Genomic DNA, 18,206 nt, shown 5'->3' with positions numbered 1-18,206 from the left:
CCGGGCGCTCAGCCGCCGATCGGGAACACCAGCAGCGAGCCGGTCGCGGTCGCGACGGTCTTGCCGGAGCCGTCGGTGATGACGCCGTCGGCGAAGGCGACCCGGTTGCCGGGCTTGGTGACCGTCGCCGTGCAGGTGAGTTGTCCGGTGTGCGCGTACACCGGGCGCAGGTAGTTGACCTTGATCTCGATGGAGGTGTACCCCTGTCCCTGGGGCAGCGTCGTCTGCACGGCGCAGCCGAGCGCGGAGTCGAGCAGCGTGCACATCAGTCCCCCGTGCACCGTGCCGATCGGGTTGTAGTGCGACTCGTCGGGGTCGCACACGAACGTCGCCGTGCCGGGTTCGGCGGCGACCAGCGTCATGTGCATGAGCTCCGCGATGGGAGGCGGCGGCAACTCGCCGCGGATCATCGCCCGGAGGTAGTCGAGTCCGCTCATCGTGGGCATCACGGCGACGCCGGGCGCCGGGTCCTCCCAGACGACGGTGCGGGTGCGTTCGGTCAGGTCTTCCTGCATGAGGACATCCTGTCGCACGCGGTCAGCGTCCGGCGAGCCGCGCGAGCCGTCGGCGCGCCGCCAGCTCCGCCTGCGTCTGCGGGCCGAGCAGCACCCGCGCACCGCCGAGCACGGCGCCCGTCGCCGAGTGCAGCGGCAGCATCCGCTCGGCCGGGGTGGACGGCAGCCCCAGCAGGGCGCGGTGCCGCGGCTCCAGCGTCGACACCGCCGCGCGGAACAGGATGCCGTACGACGGCCGCAGCATGCGGCGGAGCGGCGCCCGCCGGATGAAGCGCACGATCTCCTCCACCTCGGGTCCGCCCCGCAGCTCCCCCGCGTCCGTGATCGCGTCGATCTGACCGCGGAGCGCGGCGGCCGTGCGCGGCGCATCCTCGACTCCCATCAGCTCGGCGGCCGTCGCCCACTCGTCGACGTAGCGGTCGGCTCCGCCGGGCAGCTCGCCGCCCCACTGCTCGTGCGCGGTGAGGAAGGCGTCGGTGAATGCAAGGTGCACCCAGCGGGCCAGCTCCGGGTCGTTGGCGGAGTACGGACGCGTCACGCCGTGGCCGTCGACGAACGTGCCGGTGACCCGGCGATGCAGCGCGCGGACCATCTCGGAACCGGCGACGGCCTGGTCGCGACTGCCGAAGGTGACGGTGTGGATCCACTGGATCGTTCCGGCCAGGCGCCCCAGCGGGTCTTCGCGATAGCGGGAGAAGTCGCGGACGCCGGCGAGAGCCCCGGGATGCAGCGCCTGCAGCAGCAGGGCCCGGACACCGGCCACGAGCGTGGGCATGCCGCCGTGCACGGCCCAGGATGCGCTCCCCGGGCCGAAGAAGCCCGCATCCTCCCCCTCCTCCAGCCGGAGGATCCACGGGGGCACCTCGTCGGAGCGGCCGGCGAGCGTCTCGATCAGCCGGGAGCGCAACGGGGTGAGCACCCGGTCGACGGCCGTCCCGGTCATCGCCGCGAACGCTCCGCGGTCCGGCTCATCCGGCCGCCTCCAGGCCGAGCCCGTCGATCAGCTGCGCGCCGGGAAGGTCGGCGAGCAGACGGCCGGGCAGCAGGATCTTCGAGCGCCGCACGCCCGAGCCGATGATCACGATGTCGCGCTCGGCGACGCGCGAGTCCACCAGCACCGGCCAGCCGTCGGGCAGTCCGATCGGCGTGATGCCGCCGTACTCCATCCCGGTCAGCTCGACGGCGCGGTCCATCGGGAGGAAGGACGCCTTGCGCACGTCGAGCATCCGCTTCACGGTGTTGTTCACGTCGGCGCGGGTCGTGGAGAGCACGACGCAGGCGGCGATCCGCTCGACGCCTTCGCGCTTGCCGCCGACGACGACGCAGTTGGCGAGGTCCGCGGGGTGGAGGCCGAAGCGGTCCCTCGTCGCCGCCGTGTCCGACACGTCCGGGTCGATCTCCACGACGCCCACCTCGTCCAGGCGGCCGAGCACGTCGAGCGCCGCCAGCGTCGAGGATGCGAGGAGGTCGGGACGGGAGGATGCCGGAGCGGTGGTGAGCCCGCCGAGAGTGAAGACGCCCATGGCCCTACTCTGCCCGGGCCGGCTGGGAGTCGGGCAAGAACGGAGGGCCTTCGGTGCCGGCCAGCCGCTTGTACATGATCGTGGTGCCGCCGAGCGTTCCGGAGGGCCGGACGGCGAAGTCCGGGATGACGCCCGCGGCCTGCCAGCCCCACCGGCGGTAGAGGGTCTCGGCCACGCTGCCCGTCTCCGTGTCGAGCACGAGCAGCGTGAGGCCGGTGCGGCGTGCGTGCTCCTCCAAGGCCCAGAGCAGGGCCGGCGCGACACCGCGGCCACGAGCATCCGGGGCGACCATCAGCTTGACCACCTCGCCGCGGTGCGGGCCGTTCGGCTTGAGCGCGCGCAGGAGGGTCACGGTGCCGAGCACGGCGGCGCGATCGCGCTCCCGGGCGACCCACGTCGTCGCGGAAGGGTCGGCGAAGAGGGCAGCCCACCAGTCGCGCGCCTCCGCGACCGAGGGAGGCTCGATCCACCCGACGCTCGCCCCGCCTGCGACGGTGGCGATCAGCACGGAGGCGAGCGCGGCGGCATGATCCGCCGCGCTCTCCTCCGTCACCCGTTCGACGACGAGACCGCTCATGCCTACTCGGCGGGGGTCGCGCTCGCGCGCTCCAGCACCAGCTCGCGGACGCGGGCCGCGTCCGCCTGGCCGCGCATCGCCTTCATCACCGCTCCGATGACCGCACCGGCTGCCTGGACCTTGCCGTCGCGGATCTTCGCGAGCACGTCCGGCTGGGCGGCCAGCGCCTCGTCGATCGCCGCGATGAGGGCGCCGTCGTCGGAGACCACGGCCAGGCCGCGGGAATCGACGACCTGCTGAGGGTTGCCCTCGCCGGCGATCACGCCCTCCAGCACCTGCCGGGCGAGCCGGTCGGTGAGCGTGCCCGCGTCGATCAGCGCCGCCAGCTCGGCGACATGCCGGGGGCTGACCAGCGTGCCGGCCGGCACGTTCTGCGCGTTGGCCAGGCGGGCGATCTCGCCGGTCCACCACTTGCGGGCGGCAGCGGGCGACGCGCCGGCGGCGATCGTCGCCTCCACCTCGTCGAGCAGATCCGCGTTGGCGACGTCCTGGAACTCGAGGGCGGTGAAGCCCCAGTCGGCGGTCAGCCGCTTGCGGCGCAGCGACGGCTGCTCGGGGAGCGTGCCGCGCAGCTCCTCGACCCACTCCCGGCTCGGGGCGACCGGCACGAGGTCGGGCTCCGGGAAGTACCGGTAGTCGTCGGCGTCCGACTTGGGGCGTCCGGCGCTCGTGGTGCCGGTGTCCTCGTGCCAGTGCCGGGTCTCCTGCACGATCGTGCCGCCGGCGTCCAGGATCGCCGCCTGACGCTGGATCTCGTACCGGACGGCGCGCTCGATCGAGCGGAGCGAGTTGACGTTCTTGGTCTCCGTGCGGGTGCCGAGCTCGGTCGAGCCGCGGCGCCGGAGCGAGACGTTCGCGTCGCAGCGCACGTTGCCCTCCTCCATGCGCGCGTTCGAGACGCCGAGCGCCTTCACGATGTCGCGGATGGCGCGCACGTAGGTGCGGCCCACCTCCGGAGCGTCCGCCTCGGCGCCCTCGATGATCTTGGTGACGATCTCGACCAGCGGCACGCCGCCGCGGTTGAAGTCCACCAGCGAGTAGTCGGCGCCCTGGATGCGGCCGGTGGCGCCGCCGACGTGCGTCAGCTTGCCCGCGTCCTCCTCCATGTGCGCGCGCTCGATGTCGATGGTGAGCTCGCGCCCGTTCTCCAGCTCGATCGTGATCGCGCCGTCGTGGGCGATCGGCTCGTCGTACTGAGAGGTCTGGAAGTCCTTCGCGAGGTCCGGGTAGAAGTAGTTCTTGCGCGCGAACCGGCTCGACTCGGCGATGTCGCAGCCGAGGGCGAGACCGAGGCGGATGCTCGACTCGATGGCCTTCTCGTTCACCTGCGGCATGCCGCCGGGGAGGCCGAGGCAGGTCGGGCAGGTGTTCGTGTTGGCGCCGGAGCCGAACTCGTTGGCGCAGCCGCAGAACATCTTGGTCTTGGTGTTCAGCTCGACGTGGACCTCGAACCCGAGGACGGGCTCGAACAGCTCCAGAGCCTTGTCGTAGTCCATCAGCTTCTGCGCGGTGGCGTTCGCCATCAGACCGCTCCCTCTTCGCTCGCGAACATCTCGGTGGCGCTCAGATCGGGCGCCTGGCTGAGCAGCGTGCCGCCCCACTTCTCCTCCAGCAGGCGCTCCAGCGCCGCGCCGTACGTGTAGAGGCGGGCGTCCGCACGGGCGGGCGCCATCAGCTGCATGCCGACGGGCAGGCCGTCCTCGGGCGCCAGCCCGATCGGCAGGCCCATGCCCGGGACCCCGGCGAGGTTCGCCGGGATGGTGGTGATGTCGTTGAGGTACATCGCCATCGGGTCGTCGATCTTCTCGCCCAGCTTGAACGCCGTGGTGGGCGCGCTCGGGCTGACCAGCACATCCACCTTCTCGAACGCGGCCTGGAAGTCGCGCTGGATGAGCGTGCGCACCTTCTGGGCGCTGCCGTAGTAGGCGTCGTAGTAGCCGGCGCTCAGCGCGTAGGTGCCCAGGATGATGCGGCGCTTGACCTCGGGGCCGAAGCCCGCGTCGCGTGTGGCCGCCATGACCCGCTCGACCGTGACCGGCGGGTCGGAGGGGTCGACGCGGAGGCCGAAGCGGACCGAGTCGAAGCGCGCCAGGTTGCTGGACGCCTCGGCCGGCAGGATCAGGTAATAGGCCGACACGGCGTACTCGAAGCTGGGGGCGCTCACCTCGACGATCTCGGCGCCGGCGGACTCCAGCAGGGCCAGCGCCTCGTCGAAGCGCTGCTTCACCCCGGCCTGGAAGCCGTCGCCCGCGATCTCGCGGATGACGCCGACGCGGACGCCCGAGAGGGCTCCGTCACGAACGCCGGCGCGGGCGGCGTCCGCCATCGACGGCCAGGTGTCCGAGAGCGACGTCGAGTCGAAGGGGTCGTGCCCGGCGATCACGTCGTGGAGGAGGCCGGCGTCGAGCACCGACCGGGACACCGGTCCCACCTGGTCGAGCGAGCTCGCCAGCGCGATCGCGCCGTAGCGGCTGACGCCGCCGTAGGTCGGCTTCACCCCGACCGAGCCGGTCACCGCGGCGGGCTGGCGGATGGAGCCGCCGGTGTCGGAGCCGAGCGCCAGCGGCGCCTCGAAGGCGGACACCGCAGCGGCCGAGCCGCCGCCGGAGCCGCCGGGGATGCGCTCGAGGTCCCACGGGTTGCGCGTCGGACCGTACGCGGAGTGCTCGGTGGAGGAGCCCATGGCGAACTCGTCCATGTTGGTCTTGCCGAGCGGCACGAGGTCGGCCTCGCGCAGCTTGCGGACGACGGTCGCGTCGTACGGCGGCAGCCAGCCCTCGAGGATCTTCGAGCCGGCGGTGGACGGCATATCCTGGGTGGCGAGCACGTCCTTGATCGCGATCGGGACGCCCGCGAGCGGGCCGAGCCGCTCCCCCGCCGCGCGGCGGGCATCGACATCGGCGGCGGTGCGGAGCGCGGCGTCGCCGGCCACGTGCAGGAACGCGTGCACGTCGGCGTCGACGGACTCGATGCGGTCGAGGTGCGCGCGGACGGCCTCCACGGAGGAGACCTCGCCGGCAGCGAGGCGGGTCGCCAGCTCGGCGGCGGCGAGACGGGTGAGGTCGGTCATCGGGCGTTACTCCTCGTCCAGGATGGTCGCGACCTTGAAGCGGTCGCCCTCGCGGTCCGGAGCACCGGACAGCGCCTGCTCGACGGTCAGCGACGGGCGCACCTCGTCGCTGCGGAAGACATTCGTGAGCGGCAGCGGGTGGCTGGTCGCGGGCACGTCCGGTCCGGCCACCTCCTGAACCTTGGCGACGGACTCGACGATCTGGCCGAGCTCCTTCGTGAGGCTCTCGAGCTCTTCCGGGCTGAGGTCGATCCTGGCGAGATTCGCCAGGTGCGCGACCTGTTCGGCGCTGATGTCGCCTGCGCTGGTTTCAGACAAGGTGCGTCTCCGTGGATTCGGTGAAAATGGGGGCGCGCTCGCGAACGCGAGGCCGCCGTATCGATTCTAGGGCGAGGACTCTACGACGAGCCGAACAGTCCGTGTCCCAGCCGCGCCACCGCCTGGTACGCCTCCTTGTACGTGCGCGGCACGGCGGCGCCGGGCTCGCCGTAGCGGGCCGTCAGCAGACCGACGAGGCCGACACCGGGAGGACTGAGCGGGCGGTCCTCGTCCTCGGGCGCCGGTGCGTCCGCCTCCGGGTTCGCGGGAAGGTACTGCGGATGCGTGTCCGGCCACGTGCCGGGCTGCCGCGGGGCGGTGCGGTTGATCGCGTTGTCGATGGTGCGCGCGCCCCGGTCGCGCTCGGTGAGGTGCTTCATCCGGAACTTCCGGCACAGCGTCGCGATGACGGCGCCGTGGTGCATCTCCTCGTGGATGATCGTGTTGCGCTCGGTGTAGGCCGAGATCGCGATCGCGGGCACGCGGACGCCGAGCCGGTCGAACGCGAACCCGTTCTCGCCCGGTCCGCTGTCGTCGGGCGGCGCGGCAGGACCGGGCGGGACGTGGTCGTACGTGCCGCCGTGCTCGTCGAACGTGACCAGCAGCAACGTGTTGAGCGCGTTCGACCCCTTAGCGCTGCGGGAGGACCGGATGGCCGAGTAGACGCGGTGGAGCAGCAGGTCGCCGGCCCGGACGTCCGAGATCGCCCCGCCGACGACGACCCCGCCGCCGACGTCCTCGGCCGTCTTGGGGCCGCCCGGCGGGTGCATGTCGTTGTGGTCGTAGAGCAGTCGCGGCTCGACGAACGCGTAGTCCGGGAGGGTGCCCTCGGCCACATCCACGTAGAACTGCGACATGGTGCGGAATCGGGTCTTCCAGTACGGCTGCAGCGCCGGCGCATGGATGAAGCCGGTCAGCGAGATGAGCTGACGGTCGTCGTAGTAGACGCGCCAGCTGCGCCCCGCCTCCTCCAGCCGGTTGAAGATCGTGGGCGCGTCGTTCTTCGGGTCGAACCACTTGCCGAGGCCCTCCGCGCCCCCGTTGTCGACGTACCCGTGCGAGGTGGAGGCGTTGAAGAACGAGCGGTTGCAGAACGTCTGCGACGGGACGGCGCAGTGCCAGTCGTCGTACACGGCGAACTGGCGCGCCAGCGTGGAGAAGACGGGCAGCATCTCCGGGCTGAACCCGCCCATCACCCGGCGGTAGTCGTCGAGCACCGGCTCGCGGCCGGTGTCCTTGCGCAGCACGCCGACGTAGTCGCGCACGAACCCGCGCATGGTGGGCCGGGCGCCCGGCTCCGGCGCGTTGTACGGCGGTTGCAGCTCGCGCAGGCGCTCGTCGGCGTTCGACGGCGGATCGACGACCTCGTAGAGCTGCGTGTTGACCCGCGGATACACCTCGCCGGGATCCGGCGACGGCTGCCGCATCACGAAGTCCGTCGTCCCCTGATACACGTGCGCCGGGATGTCGGGCCCACCGGCCGGGTCGGGGTTGCTGTGGTCGCCGAAGGCCAGGCCCTCGAACCGGGCGCCTTTCGGCAGCGTCTCCTCGTCGTAGAGGCGACCGAGCAGGTTGTCGAACGAACGGTTCTCGTACATGAGCACGACCAGGTGGTCGAAGCCCGGTCCGCCGCCGCGTGGAGGGAGCGGCGGGTACTCCTCGCCGGACTCGTCCGCCGTCGCCGAGGACGAGCCGGCGGCCGCGCCGAACGCGGCGCCGGCCGCACCCCCGGCCGCGCCGCCCGCGACGGCTCCGGCCGCCACGAGACCGGCGCCTTTCAGGAACGCACGGCGGCTGGCGCCACGCCCCGCGGCGCCGTCGGCGACGTCGACGTCGACGTCATCGTGCCCGCCGCCCAGCTGAGCGCTCCGGTCGTCGTCCTGTCGCATCCCCTCCATTATGGGACGAGGCGCCGACGCCGCCTCCGGCGCCCGCGCGGCGGGTTCAGCGCGCGGACGCGGTCTGGGAGGTCGAGCCGTCCGATCCGCCGCCCGAGAGCACGAGGTCGCCGCGGTCGATGCCGATCATCGCGAGGTTGCGCATGCACTCCGTGCCTGCCGTGAAGTACTCGTTGTGGCCGGACGATCCGGCGAGAGAGGCACCGGTGAGGGGGTCGGTCGCGCCGTCCACGCCCATCCGCTTCGCGCCGTAAGCCGGTGACCCGGGGTCGCTTCCGAAGAACGCGCTGTCGACGATCGGGTCGAGCGGAGCCTCGCCGACGAAGACGTTCCCTCCGGAGACGGACAGCCCGGCGACCGACTGCGCGGCGCTGCCGGGCGAGCCCATGAGCGCCAGCGCATCCACCGACACGGTGTGCCGTTCGAGGGCCATCAGAGCGGCAGTGGAGCCGTACGAGTGGGCGAAGACGCTCAGATACGGCTGGTCGCCGTCGCGAAGGGCACGGATGCCTTCGAGAGTGCGCTCCAGGCTGTCGGCGCCCTGGGTGGCCAGGGCCGTCCCGCCGATGTTGGTGAGAACGGGTGTCTGGTAGCCGATCCAGGCGACGACCGCGACGCCGGGAGCACCGCCGTTGCCGCGCGGGCCGAGCACCCGGCGCAGGAAGCCGGTCTGCAGGTCGTACTGCTCCTGGGCCACCTGCGCCCAGGCCTCGATCTGCTCCCCGACCGACATGTACATGCCGGGCACGAGCACACTGACGTAGTGCGCCGTGCTGAGATCGCCGACGACGATGGCCGCCTTGGCCTCGGGCGACGGGTCGAGGGAGACCAGCGTCCGCTTCACGCCGTCGTGCTTCGAGAGGGACTTCGAGACGTTGTCGAGCGTCTTCAGCTGGCGCTGCAGCGCGACGCGCTCGGTGCGGCCGTGCTCCGACTTCAGCGTCGACGTCACCCGTGAGATGGTCTGGGCGAGGTCGATCGTGTTGGCCCGGCCGCGGACGTCGTACGGGACCCCCTCGAGGTTGCCCACGACATGCGGCGCGGCCTGCACGAGCATCTTCTGCTTCGCCGGGTCGATGAGCTTCCACAGCCTGCTGACGTCGGCGGGGGCCGGATGCTGCTTCAACAGGTTCTCGAGCTTCGCGCGGTTGGCGTCGAGGAACGACGGCAGGGCCGAGGCGTCGACGCCGCTGACGGCGGAGAGCACCGAGGCGGACGCGCCACCGCCGGTGGGCGCCGTCGGCACGTCGGAGACGGGACCGGAGACGAGGGCGGGAGCCGAGGACACCGCCGCGGTGACCGACATCGAGGGTGCAGGGGCGGCGTCCGCAGGCAACACGAAGGCCCCGGTCAGTCCGGAGACCGCCGAGGTGACAGTGAGTACAGCTGCAAAGCCGACTAGCACTCCGTCCGGGTCCCTCCGAGAGCGAGCGAGCTAAGCCCTATGCATGTGCGGCGCGTGCGCCCGGGGGAGCGCACGTCTCGACTCTACCCATGAATGGGTGGCGGACGGCGGGCCGTTCTACCCCCGATTCAGGGGGAGAATTCGAATCCTGTCCACAGGATGACGGACCGAATCAGTCACTTGGCGAGCGCTGAGGGCCCCTGCTCGACGAGAATGCGGAACTGGGCGGCATCGATCACGCGCACCCCGAGCTCCTCGGCCTTGGCCAGCTTTGAGCCCGCACCCGGACCGGCGGCGACGAAGTCCGTCTTCTTCGACACGCTGGATGCCGCCTTTCCGCCCGCCGCGATGATCGCCTCCTGAGCGCCCTCCCGCGTGTAGCCGTCGAGCGACCCCGTCGCCACGACCGTGAGGCCGGCGAGCACTCCCCCGGCCTCGTCGGCATGACCCGGCCCCGGATGGCCCGGCGTCGTGAACTGCACGCCGTCCGCCGCCCATCTCTCCACGATCTCGCGGTGCCAGTCGACCTCGAACCAGGCCAGGACGGCGTCCGCGATGATGCCGCCGACACCATCCACCGCGGCCAGCTCGTCGCGGGACGCGGATCGGATCGCATCCAGCGACCCGAAGTGGTTGGCGAGGGCCCGAGCCGCCACCGGGCCGACGTGGCGGATGTTCAGCGCGACCAGGATGCGCCACAGCGGCTTCTCGCGCGCGGCCGAGAGGTTGCTCAACAGCTCGACGGCACTCTTCGAGGGGACGTACAGCTCGTTCCCGGCGAACTCCTCGCTGCCGGGCTCGAAGGGGCCGTCCTTCTTCTGCCGCCGGCGGCGGAACGGAGTGTCTACCTTCTCCTCCCCCGAGTCGGTCAGTTTCGGCAGGCCCGTCTCCGAATCCCGCACCACGACCTCGATCGGGAACAGGTCGGCGAGGGTCAGCCCGAACAGCCCCGCCTCCGTCGGCAGCGGCGGGGCCTCCGGGAACCGCGGCTGCGTGAGCGCCGCAGCCGCGACCTCGCCGAGGGCCTCGATGTCGAGTGCGCCGCGCGAACCGATGTGCTCGACCCTCCCGCGCACCTGCGCCGGGCAGAACTCCGCGTTCGGGCAGCGCAGGTCGATGTCGCCCTCCTTCGCCGGCGCGAGCCGGGTGCCGCACTCCGGGCAGTTCTCGGGCATGACGAACTCGCGCTCCGTCCCGTCGCGGAGCTCGACCACCGGACCCAGCACCTCCGGGATCACGTCACCTGCCTTGCGCAGCACCACGGTGTCGCCGATCAGCACGCCCTTGGCCTTGACCACCTCCTGATTGTGGAGGGTGGCCTGCCGCACCTCGGAGCCGGCGACCCGCACCTTCTCCATCACCGCGAACGGTGTCGCACGACCTGTGCGGCCCACGCTGACGACGATGTCGAGGAGCTTCGTGTTGACCTGCTCCGGCGGGTACTTGTAGGCGATGGCCCAGCGGGGCGCGCGGCTGGTGGCGCCGAGCTCGTCGTGCAGCGCCAGCTCGTCCACCTTGATGACGATGCCGTCGATCTCGTGCTCGACCGCTCCGCGATGCGCGCCGTAGTACTCGATGAACTCGTCGACCTTCTTCACGTCGTCGACGACCCGGTAGTGCGTGGAGGTCGGGAGCCCCCAGCCTTTCAGCAGCTCGTAGATCTTCGACTGCGCGTCGACGGGCGGGTTCTGCCACGCCCCGATGCCGTGCACCAGCATGTGGAGGCGGCGCAGCCGGTCGCGCATCAGCTCGAGTTGCGCCGGGTTCTTGCCCTCGGCCTTCTGCCGCAGCGAGCCGCTGGCCGCGTTGCGCGCGTTCGCGAACACGCGCTCGCCCGCCTCCTGCTGGTGCGCGTTGAGCTCCTCGAACTCCGCCACCGGGAAGAACACCTCCCCGCGGACCTCGACGAGCGCGGGCGGCTCGTCGGTGGCCAGCCGATTCGGGATGGCGGGGATCCAGCGGATGTTCTCCGTCACGTCCTCCCCCACGACACCGTCGCCCCGGGTGGCCGCCGAGACCAGCACGCCGTTCTCGTAGCGGAGATTGATGGCGAGGCCGTCGATCTTCAGCTCGCAGAGGTAGTCGACACGGCGCCCGGCGTCGCGTTCGACGCGCGCCGCCCACGCCTCGAACTCCTCCAGCGAGAAGACGTTGTCGAGGCTCAGCATCCGCTCGGCGTGCTCCACCGGCGCGAACAGCGTCGTCTGCGCCCGGCCGCCCACGGTCTGGGTGGGGCTGTCCTGCGACTGGAGCTCGGGATACAGCCGCTCCAGCTCTTCGAGCCGCCGCATCATCCGGTCGTACTCCTCGTCGCTGACGAGCACCGTGTCGCGCTCGTAGTACGCGTCGCGCAACTCCAGGATGCGCGTCGTCAGCTGCTGCGCCTCGGCCCGCGCCTCGGCGGACTGGTCGTCGGTCGTCGTCTCGATCGCCACGTCCCCCAGCTTATTCGGGACCCCCGACGCCGAGGCCTCCGGCGCCGGACCTCAGGCCGTGCGCACCCGCACCGGGATCGACCGCCGGCTGAGCACCGCCGCCACGAGGAAGCAGGCGGCGCCGAGGAACGTGCCCAGATTCGCCCAGAGCAGGCTGACCGGATCCCCGCTGGCCGGGATCGTGTACGCGCCGACAGCGGACAGGGCGAAGAGCACCGAACCGAACAGGTTGAGCCACGTGCCGTGCCAGGTGCGCGCCCGCGGATCCCAGAGCCGCTCCCGGTCGACGGTCGCCGCGACGGCGAGCCCGCTGGCGATGAGGAAGCAGACCGAGCCGAACGCGTCGGGGCGCCAGCCGTCGCCGACCCGCGCCGAGCCGTTCGCGGCCACGATCAGCGCCTCGGTCGTGCTGACGTTGAAGAACAGCGTCCCGAGGAACTGCACGGCGGCCGCCCACCAGTCGTACCGGTCCGGCCTGCTGCCCCCGCGGCGGGGCGGTCGGCGGCCGCTCAGCGCGAGCTGGATGAAGGCGGCCGCCGTGAAGAAGAGCGCACCGACGAAGAAGGTGAGGTTCGTTGCGACGGCGCCGACGGCGAGCTGGTAGGCCGGAACAGCGCCGACCAGGAAGAACAGCGAGCCGATGGCGAAGCCCCACGCCTCGCGCCTCAGTCGGATCGCCTTCTCAACCGGCATGTTCGGAGCCTAGAGCCCTGGGCGGCCCATGGGCAGGCAGGAGTTCGCGTGCACCGTGAGGCGGTCTGCGGGAGGTCAGACCGGGACGGCGGAGACGGTGCGGTCGATCGTCGTCTGGCCCAGCACGCGGGTGCCGACGTAGACGACCGCCGTCTGACCGGGCGCGACGCCGTTCAGCGGCACGTCCGGCCGCACCACGAGTTCGCCGCCGCGCACCTGCGCGACCGCGGGCACCGGGTCCGCGTGGGCACGGATCTGCACCTCGCACGCGAACGGCGTCTCGGGGCTCGCGGGGGGAAGGCCGGCCCAGGTGAAGCGGGAACCGGCGATCTCGGCGATGTCGAGCGCCTCCCGCGGGCCCACCACGACCTCGTTCTCCTTCGGCCGCACCTCGAGCACGAACCGGGGACGACCGTCCGGCGACGGGTATCCCACGTTCAGTCCCTTGCGCTGCCCCACGGTGTACGCGTGCGCGCCCTCGTGGGTGCCGAGACGGTTGCCCTCGCGGTCGACGATGTCGCCGGTCGCCGTGCCGACACGCTCGGCCAGCCAGCCGCGGGTGTCGCCGTCCGGGATGAAGCAGATGTCGTGCGAGTCGGGCTTGTTCGCGACGCTCAGGCCGCGCGCGGCCGCCTCGGCGCGCACCTCCGCCTTGGACGGCGTCGCGCCCAGCGGGAACATCGCGTGCGCCAGCTGCTCGGAGGTGAGCACTCCCAGCACGTACGACTGGTCCTTCGCCCAGGCGCTGGCGCGGTGCAGTTCGCGGTTGCCGACGGCGTCCGTGACGATCGCCGCGTAGTGGCCCGTGCAGACGGCGTCGAACCCGAGATCGAGCGCCTTCTCGAGCAGCGCGGCGAACTTGATGCGCTCGTTGCACCGCATGCACGGGTTGGGGGTGCGGCCCGCGGAGTACTCGGCGATGAAGTCGTCGACCACGTCCAGCTTGAAGCGCTCGGAGAAGTCCCACACGTAGTACGGGATGCCGATGATGTTCGCCGCGCGCTGCGCATCCATCGAGTCCTCGATCGTGCAGCAGCCGCGGCTGCCGGTGCGCAGCGTCCCCGGCATACGCGAGAGCGCGAGGTGCACGCCGACGACGTCGTGCCCCGCCTCGACGGCGCGAGCCGCCGCCACCGCGGAGTCGACTCCCCCGCTCATCGCCGCCAGAACCTTCACCCCGCGATTCTACCCGGCGTTCGCCGGACGCTCCGCGGGCCCTACATTCGTGCCGAATGCAGGCTCAGCGCGCGCGAGAGGCGACATTCGTGCCGAATGTCCGCCCACCGTCCCCGCGACATTCGTGCCGAATGCAGGCTCAGGACGCGCGGAAGGCGACATTCGTGCCGAATGTCCGCCACCGTCCCGGCGACATTCGTGCCGAGTGCAGGCTCAGGACGCGCGGAAGGCGACATTCGTGCCGAATGCGCGGGCGCTAGCGCCCCAGCCGCGGCGCGCGCTCCGCGAGGCCCGCCCGCGACGCCTGCTCGTAGGCGGCGGGCAGCGCCGCGAGCAGCGCATCCACGTCGGCCTCGGTGGAGGTGCGGCCCAGCGTGAACCGCAGGGCGCCGCGCGCCTCGTCCTCGCCGCGGCCCATGGCGAGCAGGACGTGCGACGGCTCGGGGATGCCCGCCTGGCACGCCGAACCCGTCGAGACCGACACGCCCGCCATGTCGAGCAGGAACAGCAGCGAGTCGCCCTGCGCGCCCGGGAACACGAAGTGCGCGTTCCCGGCCACGCGGTCCGGCCCCGGCTCCGGCCCCGAGAGCACCGCCTCCGGGACCGCAGCGCGCACGCCGCTGATCAGCCGGTCGCGCAACGCGGACACCCGAGCGGACTCTCCCTCCAGCTCGGCCGCAGCTGCCTGCGCGGCGACCGCGAACGCCACCGCGGCCGCCACGTCCTGCGTGCCGCTGCGGACCTGGCGCTGCTGCCCGCCGCCGTGGATGAGCGGCACGACGGTGGATGCACGGCTGAGCACGAGCGCGCCGATGCCGACCGGCCCGCCGATCTTGTGGGCCGAGACGCTCAGCGCATCCACCCCCAGGGCCGCGAAATCGATCGTCAGGTGCCCGTAGGCCGCGACCGCGTCGACGTGCACCGGTACGCCCGCCTCCCGCGCCACCGCGGCGAGCGCCTGCACGGGCTGAACGGTCCCGACCTCGTTGTTGACCGAGAGGAACGTCAGGAGCGCCGCATCCTGCGGCACCCGCTCCGGCACGACGATGCGTCCGTCGCGGTCGAGGGGCAGCCAGGACGCCTGCGCCCCTTCCGCGCGCTCCAGCCACTCCACCGTGTCCACGGTCGCGTGGTGCTCGCCGCCCGGAACCAGGATGCGCGGGCGCGACACGCCGCCGTTGCGCGCCCAGAACATCCCCTTCACCGCGAGGTTGATCGCCTCCGTTCCGCCCGAGGTGAAGACGACCTCGATCGGGTCGGCGCCGAGGGTCGCGGCGACCCGCTCGCGCGCCTCCTCGAGCATCCGCCGGGCCTGCTGCCCCTGGCTGTGGATGCTGGAAGGGTTGCCGACGACGCCCATGGCCTCGGTGTAGGCGGCGATCGCCTCCGGGCGCATCGGCGTGGTGGCGGCGTGGTCCAGGTAGACCGGCACGGTGTCCTCCGAAGCTGGGTCCGAGCGTGTGTCACTACTCTAGATCGCATGACCTCGACCGATCCCCTGCGCAACCTGGGCGTCCGTGTCGGGCCGCACGGGGGTGAGCTCCGGGTCTTCTCTGCCAACGCCGACGCGATGGAGCTGTGCCTCTTCGACGCGGCCGACCCGAACTGGCTCGTCAAGGCGGTGCCGATGAACCGGGATGCGAACGGCGTCTGGGTGGGCCGCTCGCGGTCGCTGACCGTCGGCACCCGCTACGCCTTGCGTGTGTCGGGTCCGAACGCCCCCGCGAACTCGTTCGACCCGGAGGCGCTGCTCATCGACCCGTACGCGCGGGGCCTCGTGCGGGTCGGGTCGGACGGCTGGCGCTCGGTCGTCGTCGCCGACGGGTTCGACTGGGGCGACGCGCGCAAGCCGGGCGTCGAGCTCGACCGGACCGTGATCTACGAGGCGCACGTCAAGGGCATCAGCAAGGTGAATCCGGACGTGCCGGAGGAGTTGCGCGGCAGCTACGCGGGACTCGCCCACGAGTCCACGATCCGCTACCTGAAGGATCTGGGCGTGACCGCCGTCGAGCTGCTCCCGGTGCACGCGTTCGTGTCCGAGCAGCGTCTCATCCGGGAGGGGCTCACCAACTACTGGGGCTACAACACCCTCAACTTCTTCACCCCGCACACCCCGTACGCGTCGCGCGCCGCGCAATCGGCCGGGCCGGAGGCGGTGCTCGCCGAGTTCAAGGGCATGGTGAAGCTGCTGCACCTCGCGGGCATCGAGGTGATCCTCGATGTCGTCTACAACCACACGGCGGAGGAGGGCATGGAGGGTCCGCGCACGAGCTTCCGCGGCATCGACAACGCGACCTACTACCGGCACGACGCCACCGGCGCCTACATCGACGTGACCGGATGCGGCAACACCGTCGACTTCGGGAACCCCGTCCCGCAGCGGCTGGTGCTCGACTCGCTGCGCTACTGGGCGAACGAGATGCAGGTCGACGGCTTCCGGTTCGACCTCGCGGCGACGCTGGGCCGGGGGCCGGACGCCTCCTTCCATCGCGACCATCCCCTCCTCGTGGCCGCCCAGTCGGACCCGGGCCTGCAGGGCGTGAAGCTGATCGCCGAGCCGTGGGATGTGGGCCTCGGCGGCTGGCAGACCGGCAACTTCCCCGGCCCCACCGACGACCACCCCGGCTGGTCCGAGTGGAACGACCGCTACCGCGACCGTGTCCGCAACTTCTGGCTGGCGGACATCGCCGAGGCACGCCGCAACGGGCAGGCCCCGGTCGGCATCGGCGGCTTCGCCACCCGGCTCGCCGGATCGTCGAACACGTTCTCGCCGGAGCGCGGCCCGCTCGCCTCGGTCAACTTCGTGACCGCCCACGACGGCTTCACGATGGCAGACCTCACCGCGTACGACGTCAAGCACAACCTCGGGAACGGCGAAGGCAACCGGGACGGGACCGACAACAACCGCTCCTTCAACCACGGCGTCGAGGGCCCGACGCACGACGAGGCCGTCCTGCTGGCGCGCGCCAAGGCCATCCGCAACCTGATGGGCACCCTGCTGCTCTCGGCCGGTGTGCCGATGATCACCGCGGGCGACGAGTACGGGCGCAGTCAGCGCGGCAACAACAACGCCTACTGCCAGGACAGCGAGCTGACCTGGCTGAGCTGGCTACGCACACGGGAGCAGCGGGAGCTGCACGAGACCACCAAACGGCTGCTGCAGCTGCGCCGCGAGAACCCTGCGCTGCGGCCCGTCCGCTACGCGGTCTCCGGCCAGACGACGCCGAACGCCAGCCACATGGACTGGTACGACGCCACGGGTCAGCGGATGGACGACGAGGACTGGAACTCGCCGGAGAACCGCACCCTGCAGTACCTCGCGGCGTCGACACCGGTCACCGAGGAGTTCAACCGCATCCTGCTCATCGTCCACGGCGTGGAGGATGACGTGGAGGTGTCGCTGCCGGTGGCGCCCGGTGTCACCTCGTACCAGCTGCTCTGGGACTCGGCGACCGAGGTCCCCATCCCGGAGGAGGCGACCGAGTTCGCCCCGGGACGACGCGACTGGTCGGCGGCACGTCGATGCAGCTCTACCGGGCGAACGGCCCGCGGGTGGAGGAGCCGGAGGCGACGGTCTGATGGCGCGTGCGAAAGCTGCAGCGGGAACCCCCGCGACGGTCGCGCTGACCGCCGCCGGCATCCCGTTCACCGCGCACCCGTACGACCACGACCCCGCGGCGCCGTCGTTCGGGCTGGAGGCCGCGGAGGCGCTGGGCGTCGAACCGGACCGGGTCTTCAAGACGCTGCTCGCCGACACGGACCTCGGGCTCGTGGTCGGCATCGTGCCGGTCACCGGGATGCTCGACCTCAAAGCGCTCGCCGCATCCATCGGCGCGAAGCGAGCGTCCATGGCGGATCCGGCCGTCGCGGAGCGCCGCACCGGCTACGTCGTCGGCGGCATCAGCCCGATCGGCCAGAAGACCCGGCACGTCACCGTGGTGGACGAGACGGCGCAGCTGTTCGACACCGTCTTCGTCTCGGGCGGAAAGCGCGGCTTCGACATCGAGCTCGCGCCCGCCGACCTCCTCACCGCGACGGGCGCCGCGTACGCGCCCATCACCAAGTGACGGCGCAGGGCGCGGTGACCGTGCGGCCGGCGACGGTCGAGGACGCGCACGCCATCGCGGTGGTGCACGTCGGCGCCTGGCGCGAGGCCTACGCCGGTCGCATGCCCGCCGGATTCCTGGCCCGGATGGACGTGGAGCGCAGCGCCCGCAATTGGACGGCAATCCTGGAGCGCGGCGACACCGATGCCTTCGTCGCCGAACGCGACGGCGAGGTGATCGGCTGGGCGACCGCCGGCTCCGGCCGCGACGACGACGCGCCGCGCCCCCGCGAACTCGAGGGCATCTACGTGCTGGCGAAGGCGTACGGCTCGGGCGCAGGCCAGCAGCTGCTGGACGCGGCCATCGGCGACTCCCCCGCCTACCTGTGGGTGCTCGACGGCAATCCCCGCGCCGAGGCCTTCTACCGCCGCAACGGCTTCTCCCGCGACGGCGCGACCGCCTCCCACCCCGCAGGCTCCGCCACCCTCCCCACCGTCCGCCTGACTCGCTGACTCCTCTCGCCTCACTCCCCTCCGTCGAGTACACGAAT

At 71.8% G+C, this 18,206-nt stretch carries 15 protein-coding genes and 1 pseudogene; 3 read left to right on the top strand and 13 right to left on the bottom strand.

Annotated features, from left to right (window positions below; all coding sequences use genetic code 11):
- Positions 1-8 precede the first annotated feature (8 nt).
- The 13 genes from ACR9Y5_RS08725 to ACR9Y5_RS08665 all read right to left on the bottom strand — a co-directional run bounded on the left by ACR9Y5_RS08725 (position 9) and on the right by ACR9Y5_RS08665 (position 15,042).
- Positions 9-515: a PaaI family thioesterase gene (locus tag ACR9Y5_RS08725; RefSeq protein ID WP_481297597.1), complete on the bottom strand. Its 507-nt coding sequence runs from the start codon at positions 513-515 to the stop codon at positions 9-11.
- Between the two features lie 22 nt (positions 516-537).
- Positions 538-1,458 carry an oxygenase MpaB family protein gene (locus tag ACR9Y5_RS08720; RefSeq protein WP_481297596.1) on the bottom strand — a complete coding sequence of 307 codons (921 nt, stop codon included), beginning with the start codon at positions 1,456-1,458 and terminating at the stop codon, positions 538-540.
- Between the two features lie 25 nt (positions 1,459-1,483).
- Positions 1,484-2,038: a YbaK/EbsC family protein gene (locus ACR9Y5_RS08715; RefSeq protein ID WP_481297595.1), complete on the bottom strand. Its 555-nt coding sequence runs from the start codon at positions 2,036-2,038 to the stop codon at positions 1,484-1,486.
- 4 nt (positions 2,039-2,042) lie between these two features.
- Positions 2,043-2,615: an N-acetyltransferase family protein gene (locus ACR9Y5_RS08710; protein WP_481297594.1), complete on the bottom strand. Its 573-nt coding sequence runs from the start codon at positions 2,613-2,615 to the stop codon at positions 2,043-2,045.
- A gap of 2 nt (positions 2,616-2,617) precedes the next feature.
- The gene (gene gatB, locus ACR9Y5_RS08705; RefSeq protein ID WP_481297593.1) at positions 2,618-4,138 is read right to left on the bottom strand and encodes an Asp-tRNA(Asn)/Glu-tRNA(Gln) amidotransferase subunit GatB; all 1,521 of its coding nucleotides are present in this window, start codon (positions 4,136-4,138) and stop codon (positions 2,618-2,620) included.
- On the bottom strand, positions 4,138-5,685 hold the full coding sequence (gene gatA, locus ACR9Y5_RS08700) for an Asp-tRNA(Asn)/Glu-tRNA(Gln) amidotransferase subunit GatA (protein ID WP_481297592.1): 1,548 nt from the start codon (positions 5,683-5,685) through the stop codon (positions 4,138-4,140). The genes gatB and gatA overlap by 1 nt, the downstream gene beginning before the upstream one ends.
- Before the next feature lie 6 nt (positions 5,686-5,691).
- Complete coding sequence (gene gatC / locus ACR9Y5_RS08695; protein WP_481297591.1) at positions 5,692-6,003, bottom strand: Asp-tRNA(Asn)/Glu-tRNA(Gln) amidotransferase subunit GatC; 312 nt, start codon at positions 6,001-6,003, stop codon at positions 5,692-5,694.
- Positions 6,004-6,083: 80 nt separating this feature from the next.
- Positions 6,084-7,892, bottom strand: a complete 1,809-nt coding sequence (locus ACR9Y5_RS08690; RefSeq protein ID WP_481297590.1) for an alkaline phosphatase family protein — start codon at positions 7,890-7,892, stop codon at positions 6,084-6,086.
- A gap of 55 nt (positions 7,893-7,947) precedes the next feature.
- Positions 7,948-9,207 carry an alpha/beta hydrolase gene (locus tag ACR9Y5_RS08685; protein ID WP_481297589.1) on the bottom strand — a complete coding sequence of 420 codons (1,260 nt, stop codon included), beginning with the start codon at positions 9,205-9,207 and terminating at the stop codon, positions 7,948-7,950.
- 275 nt (positions 9,208-9,482) lie between these two features.
- On the bottom strand, positions 9,483-11,741 hold the full coding sequence (gene ligA, locus ACR9Y5_RS08680) for an NAD-dependent DNA ligase LigA (protein ID WP_481297588.1): 2,259 nt from the start codon (positions 11,739-11,741) through the stop codon (positions 9,483-9,485).
- A gap of 51 nt (positions 11,742-11,792) precedes the next feature.
- Positions 11,793-12,434: a hypothetical protein gene (locus ACR9Y5_RS08675; protein WP_481297587.1), complete on the bottom strand. Its 642-nt coding sequence runs from the start codon at positions 12,432-12,434 to the stop codon at positions 11,793-11,795.
- A gap of 75 nt (positions 12,435-12,509) precedes the next feature.
- Positions 12,510-13,610 carry a tRNA 2-thiouridine(34) synthase MnmA gene (gene mnmA, locus ACR9Y5_RS08670; RefSeq protein WP_481297586.1) on the bottom strand — a complete coding sequence of 367 codons (1,101 nt, stop codon included), beginning with the start codon at positions 13,608-13,610 and terminating at the stop codon, positions 12,510-12,512.
- Positions 13,611-13,866: 256 nt separating this feature from the next.
- On the bottom strand, positions 13,867-15,042 hold the full coding sequence (locus ACR9Y5_RS08665) for a cysteine desulfurase family protein (protein ID WP_481297585.1): 1,176 nt from the start codon (positions 15,040-15,042) through the stop codon (positions 13,867-13,869).
- A 48-nt stretch (positions 15,043-15,090) separates the two neighbouring features.
- Between ACR9Y5_RS08665 and glgX the strand changes: the two are divergent.
- The 3 genes and pseudogenes from glgX to ACR9Y5_RS08650 all read left to right on the top strand — a co-directional run bounded on the left by glgX (position 15,091) and on the right by ACR9Y5_RS08650 (position 18,168).
- Positions 15,091-17,189, top strand: a pseudogene (glgX, locus tag ACR9Y5_RS08660) (glycogen debranching protein GlgX).
- Positions 17,189-17,677 carry a Cys-tRNA(Pro) deacylase gene (ybaK, locus tag ACR9Y5_RS08655; protein ID WP_481297584.1) on the top strand — a complete coding sequence of 163 codons (489 nt, stop codon included), beginning with the start codon at positions 17,189-17,191 and terminating at the stop codon, positions 17,675-17,677. Before glgX ends, ybaK begins: the two are co-directional and overlap by 1 nt.
- 101 nt (positions 17,678-17,778) lie before the next feature.
- Positions 17,779-18,168 carry an N-acetyltransferase family protein gene (locus tag ACR9Y5_RS08650; protein ID WP_481299544.1) on the top strand — a complete coding sequence of 130 codons (390 nt, stop codon included), beginning with the start codon at positions 17,779-17,781 and terminating at the stop codon, positions 18,166-18,168.
- Positions 18,169-18,206: the final 38 nt, after the last annotated feature.

This window comes from Leifsonia sp. KNZ13-11D (genome assembly GCF_056754895.1).
This window is presented reverse-complemented; position numbering and strand designations above follow the sequence as displayed.